The 17761-nt window shown below is 56.6% G+C and carries 13 protein-coding genes and 2 tRNA genes; 7 read left to right on the top strand and 8 right to left on the bottom strand.

From position 1 onward, the window contains the following. The first annotated feature begins 15 nt into the window (after positions 1-15). Together V4835_RS08995 and V4835_RS08990 are read left to right on the top strand one after the other, a co-directional pair. Positions 16-2205 carry a TonB-dependent siderophore receptor gene (locus V4835_RS08995; RefSeq protein WP_331411975.1) on the top strand — a complete coding sequence of 730 codons (2190 nt, stop codon included), beginning with the start codon at positions 16-18 and terminating at the stop codon, positions 2203-2205. Between the two features lie 164 nt (positions 2206-2369). Beyond that, positions 2370-2445 (top strand) — tRNA-Asn (locus tag V4835_RS08990). 86 nt (positions 2446-2531) lie between these two features. Here the strand turns inward: V4835_RS08990 and V4835_RS08985 are convergent. Continuing rightward, complete coding sequence (locus tag V4835_RS08985; protein WP_331411974.1) at positions 2532-3491, bottom strand: quinone oxidoreductase family protein; 960 nt, start codon at positions 3489-3491, stop codon at positions 2532-2534. A 48-nt stretch (positions 3492-3539) separates the two neighbouring features. After that, entirely contained in the window at positions 3540-3929 is a 390-nt protein-coding gene (locus tag V4835_RS08980) for a RidA family protein (RefSeq protein WP_331411973.1), read from the bottom strand. A gap of 141 nt (positions 3930-4070) precedes the next feature. Here V4835_RS08980 and V4835_RS08975 point away from each other — a divergent pair, with 141 nt between their 5' ends. Continuing rightward, the gene (locus V4835_RS08975) at positions 4071-4991 is read left to right on the top strand and encodes a LysR family transcriptional regulator (protein WP_331411972.1); all 921 of its coding nucleotides are present in this window, start codon (positions 4071-4073) and stop codon (positions 4989-4991) included. 53 nt (positions 4992-5044) lie between these two features. Here V4835_RS08975 and cbl read toward each other — a convergent pair whose 3' ends face one another. Next, positions 5045-5995, bottom strand: coding sequence for an HTH-type transcriptional regulator Cbl (cbl, locus tag V4835_RS08970; protein WP_063143622.1), 951 nt, complete (start codon positions 5993-5995; stop codon positions 5045-5047). A 96-nt stretch (positions 5996-6091) separates the two neighbouring features. Then, positions 6092-7009, bottom strand: coding sequence for a nitrogen assimilation transcriptional regulator NAC (gene nac / locus V4835_RS08965; protein WP_331411971.1), 918 nt, complete (start codon positions 7007-7009; stop codon positions 6092-6094). Positions 7010-7329: 320 nt separating this feature from the next. Between nac and V4835_RS08960 the strand changes: the two genes are divergently transcribed. Continuing rightward, a tRNA-Asn gene (locus V4835_RS08960) sits at positions 7330-7405 on the top strand. A 144-nt stretch (positions 7406-7549) separates the two neighbouring features. Here the strand turns inward: V4835_RS08960 and ldtA are convergent. The 3 genes from ldtA to V4835_RS08945 form a co-directional block, all read right to left on the bottom strand. After that, entirely contained in the window at positions 7550-8446 is an 897-nt protein-coding gene (ldtA, locus tag V4835_RS08955; protein WP_331411970.1) for a L,D-transpeptidase, read from the bottom strand. A gap of 61 nt (positions 8447-8507) precedes the next feature. Continuing rightward, positions 8508-11201: a cation-transporting P-type ATPase gene (locus tag V4835_RS08950; protein WP_331411969.1), complete on the bottom strand. Its 2694-nt coding sequence runs from the start codon at positions 11199-11201 to the stop codon at positions 8508-8510. 47 nt (positions 11202-11248) lie between these two features. Beyond that, positions 11249-11680, bottom strand: a complete 432-nt coding sequence (locus V4835_RS08945; protein ID WP_032658736.1) for a universal stress protein — start codon at positions 11678-11680, stop codon at positions 11249-11251. Positions 11681-12076: 396 nt separating this feature from the next. Here V4835_RS08945 and V4835_RS08940 point away from each other — a divergent pair, with 396 nt between their 5' ends. From V4835_RS08940 to V4835_RS08930, 3 genes are read left to right on the top strand one after another with little or no spacing between them, the layout of a single operon-like run. Beyond that, positions 12077-13162: an efflux RND transporter periplasmic adaptor subunit gene (locus V4835_RS08940; RefSeq protein ID WP_331411968.1), complete on the top strand. Its 1086-nt coding sequence runs from the start codon at positions 12077-12079 to the stop codon at positions 13160-13162. Then, positions 13162-16224, top strand: coding sequence for an efflux RND transporter permease subunit (locus V4835_RS08935; protein WP_331411967.1), 3063 nt, complete (start codon positions 13162-13164; stop codon positions 16222-16224). The genes V4835_RS08940 and V4835_RS08935 overlap by 1 nt, the downstream gene beginning before the upstream one ends. After that, positions 16221-17186, top strand: a complete 966-nt coding sequence (locus V4835_RS08930; RefSeq protein WP_331411966.1) for an acyltransferase — start codon at positions 16221-16223, stop codon at positions 17184-17186. Before V4835_RS08935 ends, V4835_RS08930 begins: the two co-directional genes overlap by 4 nt. Here V4835_RS08930 and pagP read toward each other — a convergent pair. Beyond that, positions 17183-17758: a lipid IV(A) palmitoyltransferase PagP gene (gene pagP / locus V4835_RS08925; RefSeq protein WP_331411965.1), complete on the bottom strand. Its 576-nt coding sequence runs from the start codon at positions 17756-17758 to the stop codon at positions 17183-17185. The genes V4835_RS08930 and pagP overlap by 4 nt on opposite strands. Between the last annotated feature and the right edge of the window lie 3 nt (positions 17759-17761).

Raw genomic sequence — 17761 nt, 5'->3', positions numbered from 1 at the left:
AGGATCAACATAACAATGAAACGTTCTCATCTTTGGGTTTTAAATCCTTGCTTGCTTGCAATGCTTTCTACCTCTGCGTGGGCGGAAGAACAAAAGGAAGAAAATATCGTTGTCTCCGCCAGCCGCGCGCACCGCAGCGTGGCGGAGATGGCGCAGACCACCTGGGTCATTGAGCGGGCTGAAATTGAGCAGCAGGTTCAGGGCGGGAAAGAGATTAAAGAGGTGCTGGCGCAGCTGATCCCGGGCATGGACGTCAGCAGCCAGGGGCGTACCAACTACGGCATGAACCTGCGCGGCCGCTCTATGATGGTGATGGTGGACGGCGTTCGCCTGAACTCGTCCCGCAGCGACAGCCGCCAGCTGGACTCTATCGATCCGTTCAACATTGACCGTATCGAAGTGATCTCCGGCGCCACCTCGCTCTACGGCGGCGGCAGCACCGGCGGCCTGGTGAACATCGTCACCAAAAAAGGCCAGCCGGAAACCGAAGTTGAGTTCCAGACCGGGACAAAGAGCGGATTTAACAGCCACAACGATCACGATGAGAACGTGTCGGCAGCCGTAAGCGGCGGCAACGATAACGCCTCCGGTCGTCTGTCGGTGTCGTATCAGCGCTACGGCGGCTGGTATGACGGCAACGGCGACGAGGTGATTATCGATAACACCCAGACCGGCCTCCAGTATTCCGACCGTATTGATGTGATGGGCACGGGCACCATCAACATTGACGATCATCAGCAGCTGCAGCTGACGACGCAGTACTACAAGAGCGAGTCCGACGGCAAGCACGGGCTGTACCTCGGGAAGAACTTCTCGGCGGTAACGGGGGATGCGACCGCCTACAACAAAGGTAATCTTGACTCTGACCGCGTACCGGGTACCGAGCGCCATCTGATTAACCTGCAGTACTCCAATACCGACTTCTGGGGCCAGGATCTGGTCGCGCAGATTTACTATCGCGACGAGAGCCTGACCTATTATCCGTTCCCGACCCTGACCAAAGGCGTGGTGAGCAGCATCGGCGCGTCCCAGCAGAAAACCGATTTTTACGGCGGCAAGCTGACGCTGAACAGCAAGCCGGTGGACGATTTAACGCTGACCTGGGGTGTCGATGCCGACCACGAAACCTTTGATGCCAACCAGCAGTTCTTTAACCTGAGCAAGGCCGCGGCGAGCGGCGGCATGGAGCTGGACAACGCCTACAACGTGGGCCGTTACCCGGGCTATAGCATCACCAACCTCGCCCCGTTCCTGCAGGCCAGCTACGACATTGACGCCATCACCCTGAGCGGCGGCGTGCGTTATCAGTACACCGAAAACAAGGTGGACGACTTTGTCGGTTACGCCCAGCAGCAGGCCATCGCCACCGGAAAAGCCACCTCCGCGGACGCGGTGCCGGGCGGGAAAACCGATTACAACAACTTCCTGTTCAACGCCGGGATCCTCGGTCGCCTGACCGAACAGCAGCAGGTGTGGTTTAACTTCTCCCAGGGCTTCGAAATTCCGGACCTGGCGAAATACTACGGCTCGGGTACCTATCAGCTCGTCGACGGTCACTATCGCCTGCTCAACAGCGTGAACGTGAACGACTCGACGCTGGACGGTATCAAGGTTAACGCTTATGAGCTGGGCTGGCGCTACACCGGCGATAACCTGCGCACGCAGGTCGCGGCGTATTACTCGCTCTCGGATAAAACCATCACCATCAACAAGACGGATATGACCATCAACCTGGAAGACGACAAGCGTCGTATCTACGGGGTGGAAGGCCAGGTGGACTATTTCTTCACCGACAGCGACTGGAGCACCGGCGCGAACTTTAACGCCATCAAGTCTGAAACCCGCGAAAACGGCAAATGGGAGAAGCTGACGGTCGACAGCGCCAGCCCGTCGAAAGCCAGCGCATGGGTCAACTGGGCGCCGGGCGACTGGACCCTGCGCGTGCAGAGCACGCAGACCTTTGACGTGTCAGATTCCGACGGCAAGAAGATCGATGGCTATAACACGGTCGACTTCCTGGGCAGCTACGCCCTGCCGGTGGGTAAGGTCAGCTTCAGCGTGGAAAACCTGCTGGACAAAGACTACACCACCGCCTGGGGCCAGCGCGCGCCGGGGCTGTATAGCCCAACCTACGGTGCACCGGGCCTGTATACCTATAAAGGCCGTGGACGTACCTTTGGTCTGAACTACTCCGTACTGTTCTGATCCTGCGCGCCGCCTGCGGGCGGCGCATTCTGCTGTGTAGTTTCAACGCGAATTTACTATAAAATCAGCGATTTGCTGAAATTGTCGGCAAACGAACGAAAAGTGCGTTTTCACCCTTTGACAAGGCGTAACGAGGTCGCTACTATGCGCCTCGTTCACACGATTCCTCTGTAGTTCAGTCGGTAGAACGGCGGACTGTTAATCCGTATGTCACTGGTTCGAGTCCAGTCAGAGGAGCCAAATTTGAAAAGCCTGCTTTTGAAGCAGGCTTTTTGCTTTTCTACTCCGCATCGGGAGAATTTTGGGGCCAGGTGGGATTCCCCCTCTCATGGCTTCATAACGATGCGGCCAAGCGGTTTCGCTGTCTCAGCGTATTCATGGGCCTCGGCGGCGTTAGCCAGGGGGAAGATGCGGTCAATAACAACCCTGATGCGCCTAGCTGCCACAGCCTGCAACATGTCGTCCACGCTTGTCCGAACGCCGGGTCTTTCAAAAAGAGGCCCCATAAATACCCCCATGAGCGTCTGGTTAGACTGCATTGGCGGCCACAGGTCGACAGTCAGGCTTCCGCCGCCCGCATTACCGACGAAGACGAGACGCCCTTCCGGAGCGAGTGCAGAAAGCGAAGCCGGCAACGTCGTCCCAACCGGATCGATGACGAGGTCAACACCGGCACCACGGGTGTACTCTCGGACACTGTCCAAGACGTTATTCTTTGCACGATCCACGACATGATCGGCACCAAGTTCCAGCAACCGGCTTATTCGCTGCGTTCCGCTTGCCACGCCGATGACCGTCGCGCCTGCTTGTGAGGCAAGCTGAACGGCCGCGAGCCCCACGCCCCCCGCCGCCGCCTGAATCAGGACGGTTTCTCCATGCCGGAGCATCCCTCGTGTGAAAAGGCAGTGATGCGCGGTTCCAAAAGAGATCGGTACCACCGCAGCTTCTGCTGCATCCACTCCATCCGGAATAAGCCAGGCGCGCTCCGCAGGCACAGCCCAACGTTCTGCGTGCGACCCCTGCATACTAAAAGCAGTCACTCTGTCCCCAACCTTTCGGCTACGGACTTTCGACCCGACGGCAACAACTGTCCCTGCGGCCGCGTAGCCGACGATCCATGAAGGAAGAGGCGGCGGCGTTGAGCGCCGGTTGATCAGATCTCCCCCTTCAATCGAGACAGCCTCAACAGAAATCAGAACGTCGTCAGGCCCGGCAACCGGATCCGGGACGTCGACATACTGCAGGACGCCGGGAGCGCCTTCCACGTCATAAACCGCTGCTTTCATCAATTTTCCTCTGTCTTATCTGTCGACCGGCGGAAAGACCCGTAACGCTTAGGGCAGCCTGGCAATCACCTTAATCTCAAACTGGAATCCGTATAGCCACGTCACGCCGATCCCGGTCAACGTCGGGTAAGGCGCTTCCCCCCAATATTCTGGCAGGATACTCCAGATAGCGTCGAGGTTTGACTCGGGATTGACGACAAAGAGGGTAACGTCAACTACGTCACCGAACGTGCAGCCCGCAGCCGTAAGAACAGCGTTAAGGTTATCGAATGCCAGCCGGATCTGCGCGTTGAGATCCTCTTCAGGCGAACCATCCTCCCGGCTGCCAACCTGCCCCGAAACAAACAGGAAGCCGTTAGATTTGATGGCGGGTGAATAGCGATTGCGCTCATAGAGCACCTGCCGTCCAAAGGGAAAAACCGCTTCGCGTGTTGTCATGTTTGTACCTTTGTAATGGGGCAAAATCAGCCCGGTGAACATAAAGACACTTTACAGGCGCCAGATCGGGCGGATAAACAAGCGACTTTGTCCATCATTGTTTGTAATATCCAAACAATCGGTGAAAAGAGAGGACAAGGTATGGATCGTTTCGATGCGATGCGCGCGTTTGCTCGCGTGGTGGAGGCAGGCAGTTTCACAAAGGCTGCCCAAACGCTTCATATGAGCAAAACCACGGTGACACAGCTTATTCAGCAGCTTGAAGCGCGCCTGCGCGTCAGGCTGCTCCATCGCACCACCCGCAGGCTCGGCGTCACTCCTGATGGCGCGGTCTACTACGAGCGCGTTATCCGCCTGCTGGCGGACATGGAGGATGCTGAAAACAGCCTGTCCAGTTCGGCGATGACGCCCAGAGGGCGGCTACGGATAGATGTGCCCACTCCTCTCGCCCGTCTTGTGCTGGTGCCCGCGCTACCGGCTTTTCACGCGCGCTATCCCGATATCCAGTTCGACATGGGCGTGAGTGACCGGGTGGTGGATCTGATTGGCGATAACGTGGATTGCGTCGTGCGGGGCGGCGAAATCAACGACCAGTCCCTGATTGCACGCCACGTTGGCGATTTGCAAATCGGTGTTTACGTCGCACCGAGTTATGTGGAACGCCTCGGTGCCCCTGCGCATCCGCGAGAGCTGGAAAACACGGACCATCGAATAGTGGGATTCTTATCCTCACGCACCGGTAAGATTGATCCTCTGGTACTGCACGGTGAGAGTGAACATATTGAAATCAAGGCCAGCTATGTGCTTGCAGTGGATGATGGCAACGCCTACCTCGAAGCTGGGCTCGCGGGATTAGGCGTGATTGCGCTACCCGTCTATATGGCGGCAGCGCATCAGGCTTGTGGCTCTTTGATTCCGCTATTTGAACAATGGCGTATTAACCCCATGCCCCTGTACCTGGCATTTCCGCCGAACCGCCACGTCAACGCCAGACTTCGCGTTTTTATTGATTGGATCGTTGAATTGATGCAGCAGCATGTCCCCACGACTTACAATAAGTGACGACATACTGCCCCCTGATTCGGTCAGCGCAGCGCTACCGGGTAAGCCAGCAGCTAAATCTGGTAATCAATCGCCACTTCTTCCGGCTCCATCACCTGGCGTTTAATCTCATCAACCGACAGCCCGGCATTGCACAGCTCGATAAAGCGCCACACATAGTTGCGCTGCAGCTGCCCGCGCTTCATGCCAAGCCATACGGTATTGGCGTCAAACAGGTGACGCGTATCAAGACGCACAAGGTTCCCGTCCTCGCGCTCTCCGCTGGACTGTTCCGCCACCAGACCAATGCCCAGGCCCAGCTCAACGTAGGTTTTGATCACATCGGAATCCTGCGCGCTCAGCACCACGTCCGGCGTTAGCCCTTTGCGGTTGAAGGCTTCATCAATACGCGAGCGTCCAGTTATTCCCTGCCGGTAGGTGATCAACGGCCATTTCGCAATGTCTTCCAGCGTCAGGGGAGAGACCTGATTCAGCGGATGATCGACCGGGAGCAATAAGCTGTGGTACCAGCGGAACCAGGGGAACGCCACCAGCAGCGGGTCGTTGCTCAGACGCTCGCTGGCAATGCCGATATCCGCCCCACCGTTTTGCAGCAGCACTTCAATTTCCTGCGGCGTGCCCTGGATGAGCTCCAGACGGACGTCAGGGAAAAGCTCGCGGAACGCTTTAATCACCGGCGGCAGGCTGTAACGCGCCTGGGTATGGGTAGTGGCGATGGTGAGCACGCCCGAGGCGTCATTGGTGAAGAGATCCGCCAGACGACGCACGTTGCTGGCCTCGTTGAGGATCCGCTCAGCGATGGTGAGCAAAGCCTTACCCGGCTCCGTCATGCCGAGCAGCCGCTTGCCGCGACGGATAAAGATCTCTATACCCAGTTCCTCTTCCAGCTCGCGGATATGGCGGCTGACGCCGGACTGAGAGGTATAAAGCATATTGGCGACCTCGGTCAGGTTGTAGTCCCGCCTGGCCGCCTCACGGATAATTTTAAGTTGCTGGAAATTCACGATTCACTCCGGCGCATCTGACATAGCTCTATTGTTAGAGTCAGCCGAGCTGCAGAACAAATAATAAAAACCAGCATCTTATGCTTTTTTGGAATATCAGCTCACGAGCTGGAGTTCGCGGTTCTCAAGCGATGGCTTGCTGACCAGCGACATCAAAATCTCTTTTACCGCCTGCGCCTGCGGCGACAGCGAACCGCGTGCAGACATGTTCAGCGACAGCGGCAGGCTCATCGAAGGCGTGGTGATCCGCGCCATCCAGCCGTTTGCCGCGCTGCACAGCGAGCGGGCAGCGGATTCAGGCAGAACCGTCACCCCCATTCCGCTGGCAATGGCCGCGGTGAGCGTGGAGATTGAGTCAATTTCACCGATGATTTTGGCCGTCAGGCGGCGCAGGGAGAACGCTTCGTCCACGCGCACGCGCACGGCGCTATAGTCGCGCGGCAGATAGAGGTTCATCTCCGCCACGGCGGTAAGGTCTACGCTCTGGCCCGGACAGTCACGGGTGCCCACGAGGTAGAGATCTTCTTTCAGCAGCGGCTGGCTGGTGATACCGGCGACCGGGGAGCGATCGTAAAGAACCGCCATGTCCAGATGGCCGCTCAGCAGTTTGTCATTCAGTACGGAACCGCTGTTTTCGTGCAGGTACACCAGCACTTCAGGCAGCTCGGCGCGGACGGCCTGCAGCAGCGGCATGGTAATAGAGGATGCGGCCGTTCCCGGCGCCAGGCCGATAGAAACGTGCCCGCTCAGGGTTTGGCCCACGTTATTCACCGCCAGCTGCGCCTGTTCACACTGGCGGAGGATGGTGCGCGCGTGGGTATACAGGATCTTACCTGCTTCCGTTGGCGTGACGCCGCGCTTGGTGCGGATCAACAGCTGCTGATCCATCTCGCCTTCCAGAGTAGCCACCTGCTGGCTCAGCGCAGGCTGCGCGATATGCAGCACTTCTGCCGCTTGAGTCAGGCTGCCGATATCGACGATTTTTACGAAGTATTTCAGTCGTCTTAAGTTCATTTTGCCCCCTGTTCGAAATGCTGTGCCGGAACCGGCTGTCGTTGTTAAACAGGTTTTGCAATATGAATGCCACTTTTACCAGGCGGTCTGAATTGTTCGCTAAGCGCCTGAAAATAAGGAAACCTAATTACAGAGGGGGGTTTTATTACCGAAACAGCAGTTTATGATCTGCCCCATTAGGGGTATACCCGCACCAAGACGGTGCATTCCGCTGCCAAAAACATCACTTTGCCGATTTTGTCAGCAAACGATCAAAAGGCGTTGATCCACCCTTTGACAAGGCGAACGTAGGTCGATAATATGCGCCCCGTTCACACGATTCCTCTGTAGTTCAGTCGGTAGAACGGCGGACTGTTAATCCGTATGTCACTGGTTCGAGTCCAGTCAGAGGAGCCAAATTTAAAAAGCCTGCTTTTAAAGCAGGCTTTTTGCTTTCTGCGTAAGGTAAAAATGTCGGGTGGCGGCTTCGCCTTACCCGACCTACAAAAACCTCGAATCGTAGGCCGGGTAAGGCGAAGCCGCCACCCGGCGAAAATCACCTCACATGCCGATCTTAACCGGCATCCCCGACCGCCGTTCCAGTTCAGCGCCCGCGCCCTCGTTTATCAGCTGCGTTCGCTGCGCGGCTGAAATGGGCAGAGGCACTTTCCGGGTTGACTCAAATTCCGCGCGGTTACGTGATAATGGCTCGTGAACCTCCACCCAGCGGCTGCCGTCCGGCTCGGTGGTGACTTTAACGGGCCGATCGATAAGCTGCACGCGGGTTCCTACGGGAACGTTATCGAAAAGGTACTTGATGTCGTTATTACGCAGACGAATACAGCCCTGGCTCACCCGCAGCCCGATGCCAAAATTCGAGTTTGTGCCGTGAATGGCATACAACCTGCCGATATAAATCGCATACAGTCCCATCGGGTTATCCGGCCCGGCGGGCACGAAAGCCGGTAGCGTTTTCCCTTCTGCTGCATACGCACGGCGCGTATTCGGCGTCGGAGACCAGGTTGGCCCCTCCTGCTTACGCTCAACGGCCGTCACCCAGTTGCGCGGGGTTTCGCGCCCGGCCTGACCAATGCCGATGGGCAATACTTCAACGGTGTTGCCGCCCGGCGGGTAGTAGTAGAGGCGCATTTCCGCCGCATTCACGATAATGCCCTCGCGGACGGTGTCAGGCAAAATCAGCTGCTGAGGTATCACCAGCCGGGTGCCGGATTTAGGCAAAAAAGGATCCACGCCCGGGTTTGCTTCCAGCAGGTTGCTCAGCCCCTGTCCGTACCGTGCGGCAAAGGCTTCCAGAGGCAGCGTGTTGCCTTCGGGAACGGTGATGATAATTGGGTTTCCCAGCAGGCGACTGCCTTCCGGTGGAAGTGTATAAGTTACGGCAAACGCACCAGGTACAGCGGCACACAGCGTAAGGACGAACCAGGTAAGTCGAATCATAATTTCCTGTGCTCAAAAAAGAGAAAGCCCGGGCTCAGGCAGGCTTTCTCAGTTTACGCTATCACGCCTCGGTTTTGCGCCACCTGCGCGTTAACACTTTTTCCGCCTCGACAATAAGGAACATCACAAAACCAATCAGGAAGGTGATGACCCAGTAGCGGAACGGCAGCGCTTCGGTGCCAAACAGCATCTGCATGAACGGTGCGTAAATGATAAGAAGCTGTAGCGCCAGCAGTACGCCGCTCACGATCCAAATCCCTTTGTTCGCCAGCAGGCCTTTGCTCAGCGAGAAGCCGTCATTAACGCGGCAGTTGAGCATGTAGAACCACTGCGCCGTTACCAGGGTTTGCAGCAGCACGGTGCGGATAAACTCCGCCGAGTAGCCGCGCGGCTGTAGCCAGGCTTCCAGCACGAAGGCGCTAATGGCAATCATCAGACCGACAAATACCACGCGCCAGATAGCATAGCCGTCCATCACATGGAGATTCGCCTTGCGCGGTGGCCGGTTCATGATGTCCTTCTCACCCGCTTCAAACGCCAGGCCAAACGACAGCGTTGCCGACGTCGCCATGTTCATCCACAGGATCAGGACCGGCGTCAGCGGGATCAGGTTCCCCGCCAGCAGCGCGATGATGATCAGCAGGGCCTGCGCGATGTTGCTGGGGATAACGAACAGAATGGTCTTTTTCAGGTTATCGTAAACCCGACGTCCCTCGTGCACCGCACTGGCAATGGTGGCAAAGTTGTCATCCGTTAATACCATGTCGGCGGCTTCCTTGGTGACTTCCGTCCCCTTAATCCCCATGGCGATACCCACATCCGCCCGCTTGAGCGCCGGGGCGTCATTTACGCCATCCCCGGTCATGCCCACGACTTCCTGTTTACTTTGCAGGGCCTGCACAAGGCGGAATTTATCCTCCGGGCTGGTTCGGGCGAAAATATCGTACTGCTGCGCGGCATCGCTCAGCTGACGATCGTCCATCGCCTCCAGCTCACGTCCGGTGATAGCGCTTGCGGCGTTACCAATCCCCAACATTTGCCCAATGCTCATGGCCGTTTGCGGATGGTCGCCGGTGATCATTTTCACGCGGATCCCGGCCTGCAGACAGTCGGCAATGGCGGTTATGGCCTCCGGACGCGGCGGGTCCATCATTCCTGCAATACCCAGCAGGATCACGCCATCATGCAGGTCCGGGTGATCCAGATCGCGCTGCCCCTCGCGGGCTGGCTTCCAGGCCGCAGCCACCATGCGCAACCCTTCCCGGGCATACTCTTCAATCTTCCCTTCCCAGTAAGGCTGGTCGAACGGCTGCAGTCCGTCATTCGTCTGCTGATACTGGCAGAGGCGGAACAGGACGTCCGGCGCGCCGGTGATTAAAATCACCTCTTCATCGCCCAGCCGGTAAAGCGTGGACATGTATTTATACTGCGAATCAAACGGGATTTTACTGCGCATTTCGGTATCGAGCGGTGGGAGCGGAATTTTCGCCGCCAGCACCTTCAGCGCGCCCTCGGTTGGTCCCCCGGTGATTTTCCACAGCCCCTGCTCGTCTTTGATGAGCTGGCTGTCATTACAGAGGTCAATGGTGCGCAGGTAGCGTTCCAGCAGGGAACCCTGCGTCACGCTGACGGGCGTCGGGTCATCTACGGGGTGAATATTTCCCACCGGTTCGTAGCTGTCGCCCTCCACGCGGTAGGTCGTATCAGCGGTAATCACCGCTTTGACCGTCATTTCATTCATCGTCAGGGTGCCGGTTTTATCCGAGCAGATGACCGTCATTGCGCCCAGCGTTTCCACCGTAGGCAGCTTGCGAATGATGGCCTTGCGACGCGCCATGGCCTGTACGCCAAGCGAAAGGATGATGGAAATGATGGCCGGCAGGCCTTCCGGCACGGCGGCAACGGCGAGGCTGATAAGCGACAGCACCAGTTCAGAAACCGGCATATCCCGGAACAGGAGGCTAAAGACAAACAGCGCCACCATCATCACCAGGATAGTAATGAAAATGGTCTTACCGAGCTTGTCCATCTGCACCATCAGCGGCGTGCGGTGTTTTTCAATGTCGGACATCATCTGATTGATGTGGCCCAGCTCGGTCTCGCCCCCGGTTGCCACCACCACGCCTTTACCGCCGCCGGAGCTGACGGTGGTGCCTGAGTAGAGCAGATTATACCGGTCCCCTAAAGGCAGTTCCCCGCTTAACGCATCGCTGTTTTTCTCAACAACGGTGGATTCGCCGGTCAGGATGGCCTCCTCCACGCGCAGGTTATGCGCTTCAATCACGCGCAGGTCCGCTGGGATACGATCCCCGGCGCGGATCACCACGATATCTCCCGGGACCAGCGCCGTGGTGGGGATCGTTTCATGATTCCCCTGTCGCACCACAACGGCTTCGCTGGAGAGCATATTGCGAATACTCTGCAACGATTTTTCAGCATTGCTCTCCTGGATATGGCCAATCAGCGCGTTAATGATGGCAACCCCAAGGATCACAAACATGTCTACCCAGTGGCCCATAAAGAGCTTAAGCAACGCGGCCACCAGCAGAACGTAAATCAATACGTCGTTAAAATGCGCCAGGAAGCGCAGCCAGGCGGGTTTACCCTTTTTTTGCGGTAACGCATTCTCACCGTGCTGCTGAAGTCGGGCTGATGCCTCAGTGCCGCTAAGGCCTTCCAGGGTGGAGTGGATATTCGACAGGGTTTCGTCAACGGTTTGTTGATAATACGGACGTTCAGGTTTTCCTGTTTTCATCGTTCCTTCCTCAGGTTCTATTCAGAAATCACCTTGCTTCTCTGTAATTAACGAATAACGAAAACAGGAACATGAGCGTAACGAACAATACTAGCCGCCTCCGATCCTAACAAATGGGTTTGAATATTTGGATTTCGCGAGCCGACAATAATCGCGCCAGCAGCAAGTTCATCCGCCAGCTTAATAACCTCATCACGAACATTCCCGCTACGGACGTGGAGATGAACACGCTCTTCTGGCAGATTCACTTTTTTGACCAGGTCAGACAGCTTTTCTTTCGAATTATTAATCATATATTCATCCATTTTGCGCGCATCTGAAATAAAACCACGCGTCAGTTCGGCTGAAAATTTGGGCATGACGTGCAGCAAATGAATGTCACCCGATGCGCTTTGCGCCAAAAACTGTGCATGCTGCAACGCTTTATCCGCAAGGCTTGTCTCGTAGACATCCACCGGAACGAGAATGTTTTTATACATATCGAGCATCCTTTTTATAACCAACACGAGAGTGAATGAAGCAAAAAAACGCATTAAATGCAGGGGGTTGCCCTTAATGCCAGTTACGGTAAAAAGAGATGAATAATATTAAACGTAGCACAGGAATATCAGGTTTAGCGCTTCCCCACTGATAATGGTTATTTAACATTTATCTTTTCGCCGACTATGCTCATAGTCAGCCACCGCTTCCGGCTCATGGAGGAATGTATGTATGGTTTAAGCCTGATCCGCCTGGGTATGTTTATTGCGCTTGCCATTATCGCCAGCACGGCGATTGGTTTATTTACCTATATGGTCGTCACTGTTCTGGCAGAATAGTGTCACCCCTGTCCAGGTGATGGAATAAATAAAACAGTTATTTATTAGGGGAATACAGTGAACCGCTACCTCTCACTTTTACCGTTCGTTTTGTTAACGCTCACGGCGTGCGACCCGAAACCCAAGCAAGCCGCCCCCCTGCCCAGGATGGTAAAAGTGGCGGAGGTGACGGTTCCCGGTCACGCCCAGCAGCGCGTTTTTCCCGCCCGTATTGAATCGGGCGATGCCACAGACCTTTCCTTCAAGCGCGCAGGTCAAATTGAAGCGCTCGATGTTCGTCAGGGTGCCGTCATCAAACAGGGGCAACAGCTTGCCAGACTGAACGCCCGTGAAGCCAAGCAGCGGGTTAACGACAGACAAACGGCGGCGACGCTGGCCCAGAGGCAATTCGATCGTTTCCAGACGCTGGCGGGCCGCCAGGCGATTTCCAAAGCAGAAATGGACGTGCAGCGCGCGAACCGCGATTCGGCAAATGCGGCGCTACAGATTGCCCGAGAAGAACTGAATCAGATGACGCTCGTCGCCCCCTTCAGCGGGACGGCGGCCAGCGTACATGTCCGAAACCATCAGGTGGTGTCCCCCGGTCAGCCCATCGCGACGTTAACCCGCACCGACCTGCTGGACGTGGTGTTCAGCATCCCTGAAAACCTGTTTAAGACCTTTGATATCCGCAACGCGCAGTATCGCCCCGTGGTGAGAATTAACGCCATTCCGGATCGGGAATTTACCGCCGTCTACAAAGAGCACTCGGGTAGCAGCGACAGCAATACCCTGACCTGGCAGGTGATACTGACCATGCCGCGGCCCGATGATTTTCCCGCCGTCGGTGGCGTAAGCGGTACGGTGACCATCAATTTGACCAACCTCCCGGCTGGCGCGGACGCTCAGGCGCTGGTCGTACCGGTTGAGGCAGTCTTTAACCCGGACAACAGCCCGCGTAACGAGCCGCACGTCTGGGTCGTAACGGGCGAAGGCGACACGCTCCATCTTGAGGACCGCAAGGTCAGCGTGGGGCAAGTGAGTACCGAAGGCGTGGTGATTACCAGCGGGCTTAAGGCGGGCGAGCGCGTGGTGGCCGCAGGCGTTGGGGAGCTCCATGCTAACCAGCCGGTGCGTATCTGGACGCGTGAACGGGGACTGTAATGGATATCTCTCGTCAATTTATTAATAACCCTGTTCGCGTCTGGCTAACGATCCTGCTGCTGGGCATTGGGGGTATTTTCGCCCTGTTGAATATCGGCAGGCTGGAAGATCCCGCCTTTACCATCAAAACCGCAGTGGTGGTCACCCACTACCCCGGCGCATCCGCTCAGCAGGTTGAAGAGGAGGTGACGCTTCCGCTGGAGAATGCCCTTCAGCAGCTGCCTTATCTGGACAACGTGAGCTCCATCTCTTCAAACGGCCTGTCGCAAATCACCGTTAACATCGCTTCTCGCTATCACTCGAACGAGCTGCCGCAGATTTGGGATGAACTGCGCCGCCGCGTGGGCGATGCCTCGCGCCAGTTTCCGCCCGGCGTCGTCACGCCCTTCGTGAATGACGATTTCGGCGACGTGTTCGGCTTCTTCTTCGCCATTTCCGGAGATGAATTCAGTAATCCTGAGCTGGTGAGATATGCGGAGCAGCTGCGCCGGGAGCTGATTCTGATCCCCGGCGTCGCGAAGGTCGCCATCGGCGGGGCGATTAGCCAGCAGGTCAACATTGATATCTCCCTGACCAAAATGGCCGCGCGCGGCATTACGCTGAACCAGCTTTCCGCCCTGCTCGGCAGACTTAACGTCGTTTCCAGCGCCGGAGAAATCACCTCCGGCACCGAATCCATTCGCCTGCACCCGACCGGTGAGTTCGAGAATCTTAATGAACTGGCGGATATCATCATCACGCCTTCCGGCACCGGGGCGGCGACGCGTCTGCGGGATATCGCCACGCTGTCGCGCGGGCTGAACGAATCGCCAGCCAGTATCTACCATGCCAACGGCAAAAAAGCCGTCACCATGGGCGTCTCGTTTATTCCCGGCGTGAACGTTATCGACGTGGGCCACGCGCTGGAGGCGAAGCTAAACCAGATGTCGGCGGAAAAACCGGCGGGCATACAGATAGACCTGTTTTACGATCAGGCAGCCGAAGTGGGCCACTCTGTTAATGGTTTTATTATTAACTTCCTGATGGCGCTGGCGATTGTCATCGGCGTGCTGCTGATCTTTATGGGCGTGCGCAGCGGGATCATCATCGCGTTTTCTCTCGCGCTTAACGTGCTGGGCACGCTGCTGATTATGTATCTGTGGGGCATTGAGCTGCAGCGTATCTCGCTCGGGGCGCTCATTATCGCCCTCAGCATGCTGGTGGATAACGCCATCGTGATTGTCGAAGGGGTGTTGATTGCCCGACAGCAGGGCTCTCCGCTGTTAACCGCCGTGAACTACATCATCCGCCGCTCCGCCCTGCCGCTGCTGGGGGCGACGGTGATTGCCATCCTGGCATTTGCCCCTATCGGGCTGTCGCAGGATTCCACCGGGGAATACTGTAAATCCCTGTTCCAGGTGCTGCTGATTTCCCTGATGCTTAGCTGGTTCTCGGCGCTCACCCTCACCCCGGTCCTGATTAAGTGGTGGTTGTTTAAAAACGACAGCGCGCCTGATAAAACCGACGAGTCAGATCCTTACGACAAACGTCTCTACCGCCTCTACCAGAGCCTGCTTAACACGCTGCTGCACCATAAGGCACCGACGCTCATTGTGATGGCTGCGCTGCTGGCAGCGTCTGTCTGGGGCTTCGGCGCCGTGCGGCAAAATTTTTTCCCGTCGTCTAATACGCCGATTTTCTTTGTCGACCTGTGGTTACCCTACGGTACCGATATCAAGTGGACTGAGAAAATGACCGGCGATATTGAAAAGACGATCAATGGCCAGCCAGGCGTGGAGACCACCGTCTCAACCATTGGTCAGGGAAGTATGCGGTTTATTCTGACCTACAGCGGACAGCGCCAGTACGGCAACTATGCGCAGATCATGGTGCGCATGGACGACCAGCGCAACATATCCGCCCTGACGCGCCACGTGGACGAGTACATCGCGCGAAACTATCCGCAGGTCAACGCCAGCACCAAACGCGTGATGTTTGGCCCCTCCGGCGACAGCGCCATTGAGGTGCGCATTAAAGGCCCGGACCCTGACAGGCTGCGCCTGATTGCCAGCCAGGTGGACGATATTCTCACGCGCGATCCGGCCACGGGCAGCGTCAGGAACGACTGGCAAAACCGCAGCAAGGTGATCCGCCCACAGTACGTTGCCGCCCTGGGCCGCGAGCTTGGCGTAGATAAGCAGGACGTGGATAACGCGCTGGAGATGAACTTCTCCGGCAGCCTGGCGGGGCTGTACCGGGAAGGCAGCGACCTGCTGCCCGTGGTGGTGCGACCGCCTGAGAGCGAAAGGCTGGACGCCAATCACCTGAACAACGTGCTGGTGTGGAGCCAGACGCGACAGCAGTATATCCCGCTAAGTAACGTCGTCAGCCGCTTCTCGCTGGAGTGGGAAGATCCGCTCATCCTTCGCCGCGACCGCTCGCGGGTGCTAACGGTGCAGACGGATCCAGACCCGCTAAGCCAGCAAACCTCCGGGGACATTCTCGCCCGCGTGAAGCCGCAGATTGATGCCCTTAGCCTGCCACACGGCTACAGCATTGAATGGGGGGGCGACGCGGAAAACTCCAGTGAAGCGCAGCAGGGGCTATTCACTACGCTACCTCTCGGGTATCTGGTGATGTTTGTTATTACCGTGCTGATGTTCAGCTCGGTAAAAAATGCCGTTGCCATCTGGCTGACCGTACCGCTGGCGCTGATTGGCGTCACGCCGGGATTTTTACTTACCGGCATTCCCTTTGGCTTTATGGCGCTGATTGGTCTGCTGAGCCTGAGCGGAATGCTGATCCGCAACGGCATCGTGCTGGTGGAAGAGATCGAACAGCAGAAAACGCAAAAGGATCAGCACAGCGCGATCGTGTACGCCGCGACCTCGCGCCTGCGCCCCATCCTGCTCACCGCGTTCACGACCGTACTTGGCCTGGCTCCGCTGCTGCTGGATGTTTTCTTCCAGAGCATGGCCGTTGTGATTATGTTTGGACTGGGGTTTGCTACAATCCTGACGCTGCTGGTACTCCCCGTGATCTATGCGTGTTTCCATCGTAAGGACGAAGCCAAACAACAATGAATGCGACAGGGCTGAATATTATCAAGACGCTGGGCTGTATGACGGCGGTCACCTTCTTTACCATCTACAACACCTGGGATCATTATGATTATGACTATCACTGGATCCTGGGGTTTTTAACCTTTATCTCAACGATTGCTACACCGCTGTTTTTTGTGGTTGCGGGCTATCTCGACGGACAATCACGGCACGGCACCCGCTGGCAGCTGGGTAAAATTAAAAGTCTGGTGATTGTTTTTCTGTTCTGGATAACGATCTACTACCTGTGGGAGCCCTATCAGCGCGGGTATTTAATCCAGCCCTGGTTCGTGTTTGCCTTTGTGGTGATTTACACCTTCCACCCGGTGGTGGAGTGGCTCAGCCAGCGGCGAGCGCTGTTCTGCGGCGCGATTGCCGCCCTGCTGCTCTTTTCCTACGGATACGATCTGCTTTCGGCGCTTTATCCTGAAACGCACGCCCTTTCGCTTTCACCGCAGTATCGGCTGTGGACGTGGCTGCTGTTTTATCTTACGGGGCAACTCTTCTGCGACCCGAAAGTCGCCGAGTGGATTAGCCGCAAAAATGTGGTCAGGGCGGCGGTTGTCGCTATCCCGTTTATCTACCTTTTCACCTGGTTTTACGAGCGCCACTTCTTCTTCGCGCTGTTCAAGGCGGACAGAAACGCCTTTATTCTCACCGGCTCGCAGATCTACATCCTGATTATTGCCCTGGTGATTGCGGCGAACGGCGTGCGCTTTCGCCGCAACGCTGAATTTAAGGAGTCCATTCTGGCCGCCATCAGCAAAACGATGACCGGCGTGTACATTGTGCACTACTCGGTGTTTCATCTGCTGACGGCGCTGATACCGGTGACCTCTCTCGGTATGAAGCTGGCGCTGATTGTGCTCACGTTCGTCACCTCTGTTCTCTTCTCCATGCTGGTACTGTCTAACGCCGTGGCTAAAAAGGTGATCACTCTTTAGAAGCCTAAGCGCAGCCAGGCAAAGAGCACGTTGCCGTTGTTATACGTCCCGGGAATATAGGTGAACTGAACGGTAACGCGCTTATACCCGGCCGAAAACAGCGGGAAGATGAACGGTAGCGGGACATAGTTTGCAAAATCATCTCGCGCCGTGATGCCCGCTGCGGCACCGAGTCCAAGACGGAAATCTTTGGCATTATCCAGATACCAGCCCTTCTCCCAGCCGTAGCCCATCGCGGGCTGCCATTCGTTGTGCGAGTCCTTGAACATCATCGCAAACAGCGCGCTCCAGTTGCCCTCTTCGTTATAGCGGGAAACGCCCAGCCCGCCGCCCCACGGCATTTCATTGTAATTGTCCGTTTTTTCTTTGTCGTACATTAAGCGAGCGTGCCAGCTCAGGAACGGCAGGTACAGGTCGTAACGTTGAGGCTCTTCCCAGGTCCGGGAGATATCGTCCGTCAGCGCATTCCACCAGCCGCTGATGCGTTGCTCACCATAGACGTTGGGCTCCGCGTTAAGCGGTGCGGCGAATAAAAACAGGACCATCCAGATGGCCGAAAAGTTACGTTGCATCGT

The organism is Enterobacter cloacae complex sp. CARB60 (assembly GCF_036487345.1).
Classification (GTDB): Bacteria; Pseudomonadota; Gammaproteobacteria; order Enterobacterales; family Enterobacteriaceae; genus Enterobacter; species Enterobacter asburiae_D.
The sequence above is the reverse complement of the archived record's forward strand: the minus strand, read 5'-3'. Positions and strand labels throughout refer to the sequence as shown.

What these genes read in the sequence shown, in the direction of transcription:
- nac (WP_331411971.1), bottom strand. Translation starts at nt 7,009, where the DNA reads ATGAACTTAAGACGACTGAAATACTTCGTAAAAATCGTCGATATCGGC.
- V4835_RS08985 (WP_331411974.1), bottom strand. Translation starts at nt 3,491, where the DNA reads ATGAAAGCAGCGGTTTATGACGTGGAAGGCGCTCCCGGCGTCCTGCAG.
- V4835_RS08930 (WP_331411966.1), top strand. Translation starts at nt 16,221, where the DNA reads ATGAATGCGACAGGGCTGAATATTATCAAGACGCTGGGCTGTATGACG.
- V4835_RS08975 (WP_331411972.1), top strand. Translation starts at nt 4,071, where the DNA reads ATGGATCGTTTCGATGCGATGCGCGCGTTTGCTCGCGTGGTGGAGGCA.
- ldtA (WP_331411970.1), bottom strand. Translation starts at nt 8,446, where the DNA reads ATGATTCGACTTACCTGGTTCGTCCTTACGCTGTGTGCCGCTGTACCT.
- V4835_RS08950 (WP_331411969.1), bottom strand. Translation starts at nt 11,201, where the DNA reads ATGAAAACAGGAAAACCTGAACGTCCGTATTATCAACAAACCGTTGAC.
- V4835_RS08995 (WP_331411975.1), top strand. Translation starts at nt 16, where the DNA reads ATGAAACGTTCTCATCTTTGGGTTTTAAATCCTTGCTTGCTTGCAATG.
- V4835_RS08945 (WP_032658736.1), bottom strand. Translation starts at nt 11,680, where the DNA reads ATGTATAAAAACATTCTCGTTCCGGTGGATGTCTACGAGACAAGCCTT.
- pagP (WP_331411965.1), bottom strand. Translation starts at nt 17,758, where the DNA reads ATGCAACGTAACTTTTCGGCCATCTGGATGGTCCTGTTTTTATTCGCC.
- V4835_RS08935 (WP_331411967.1), top strand. Translation starts at nt 13,162, where the DNA reads ATGGATATCTCTCGTCAATTTATTAATAACCCTGTTCGCGTCTGGCTA.
- V4835_RS08980 (WP_331411973.1), bottom strand. Translation starts at nt 3,929, where the DNA reads ATGACAACACGCGAAGCGGTTTTTCCCTTTGGACGGCAGGTGCTCTAT.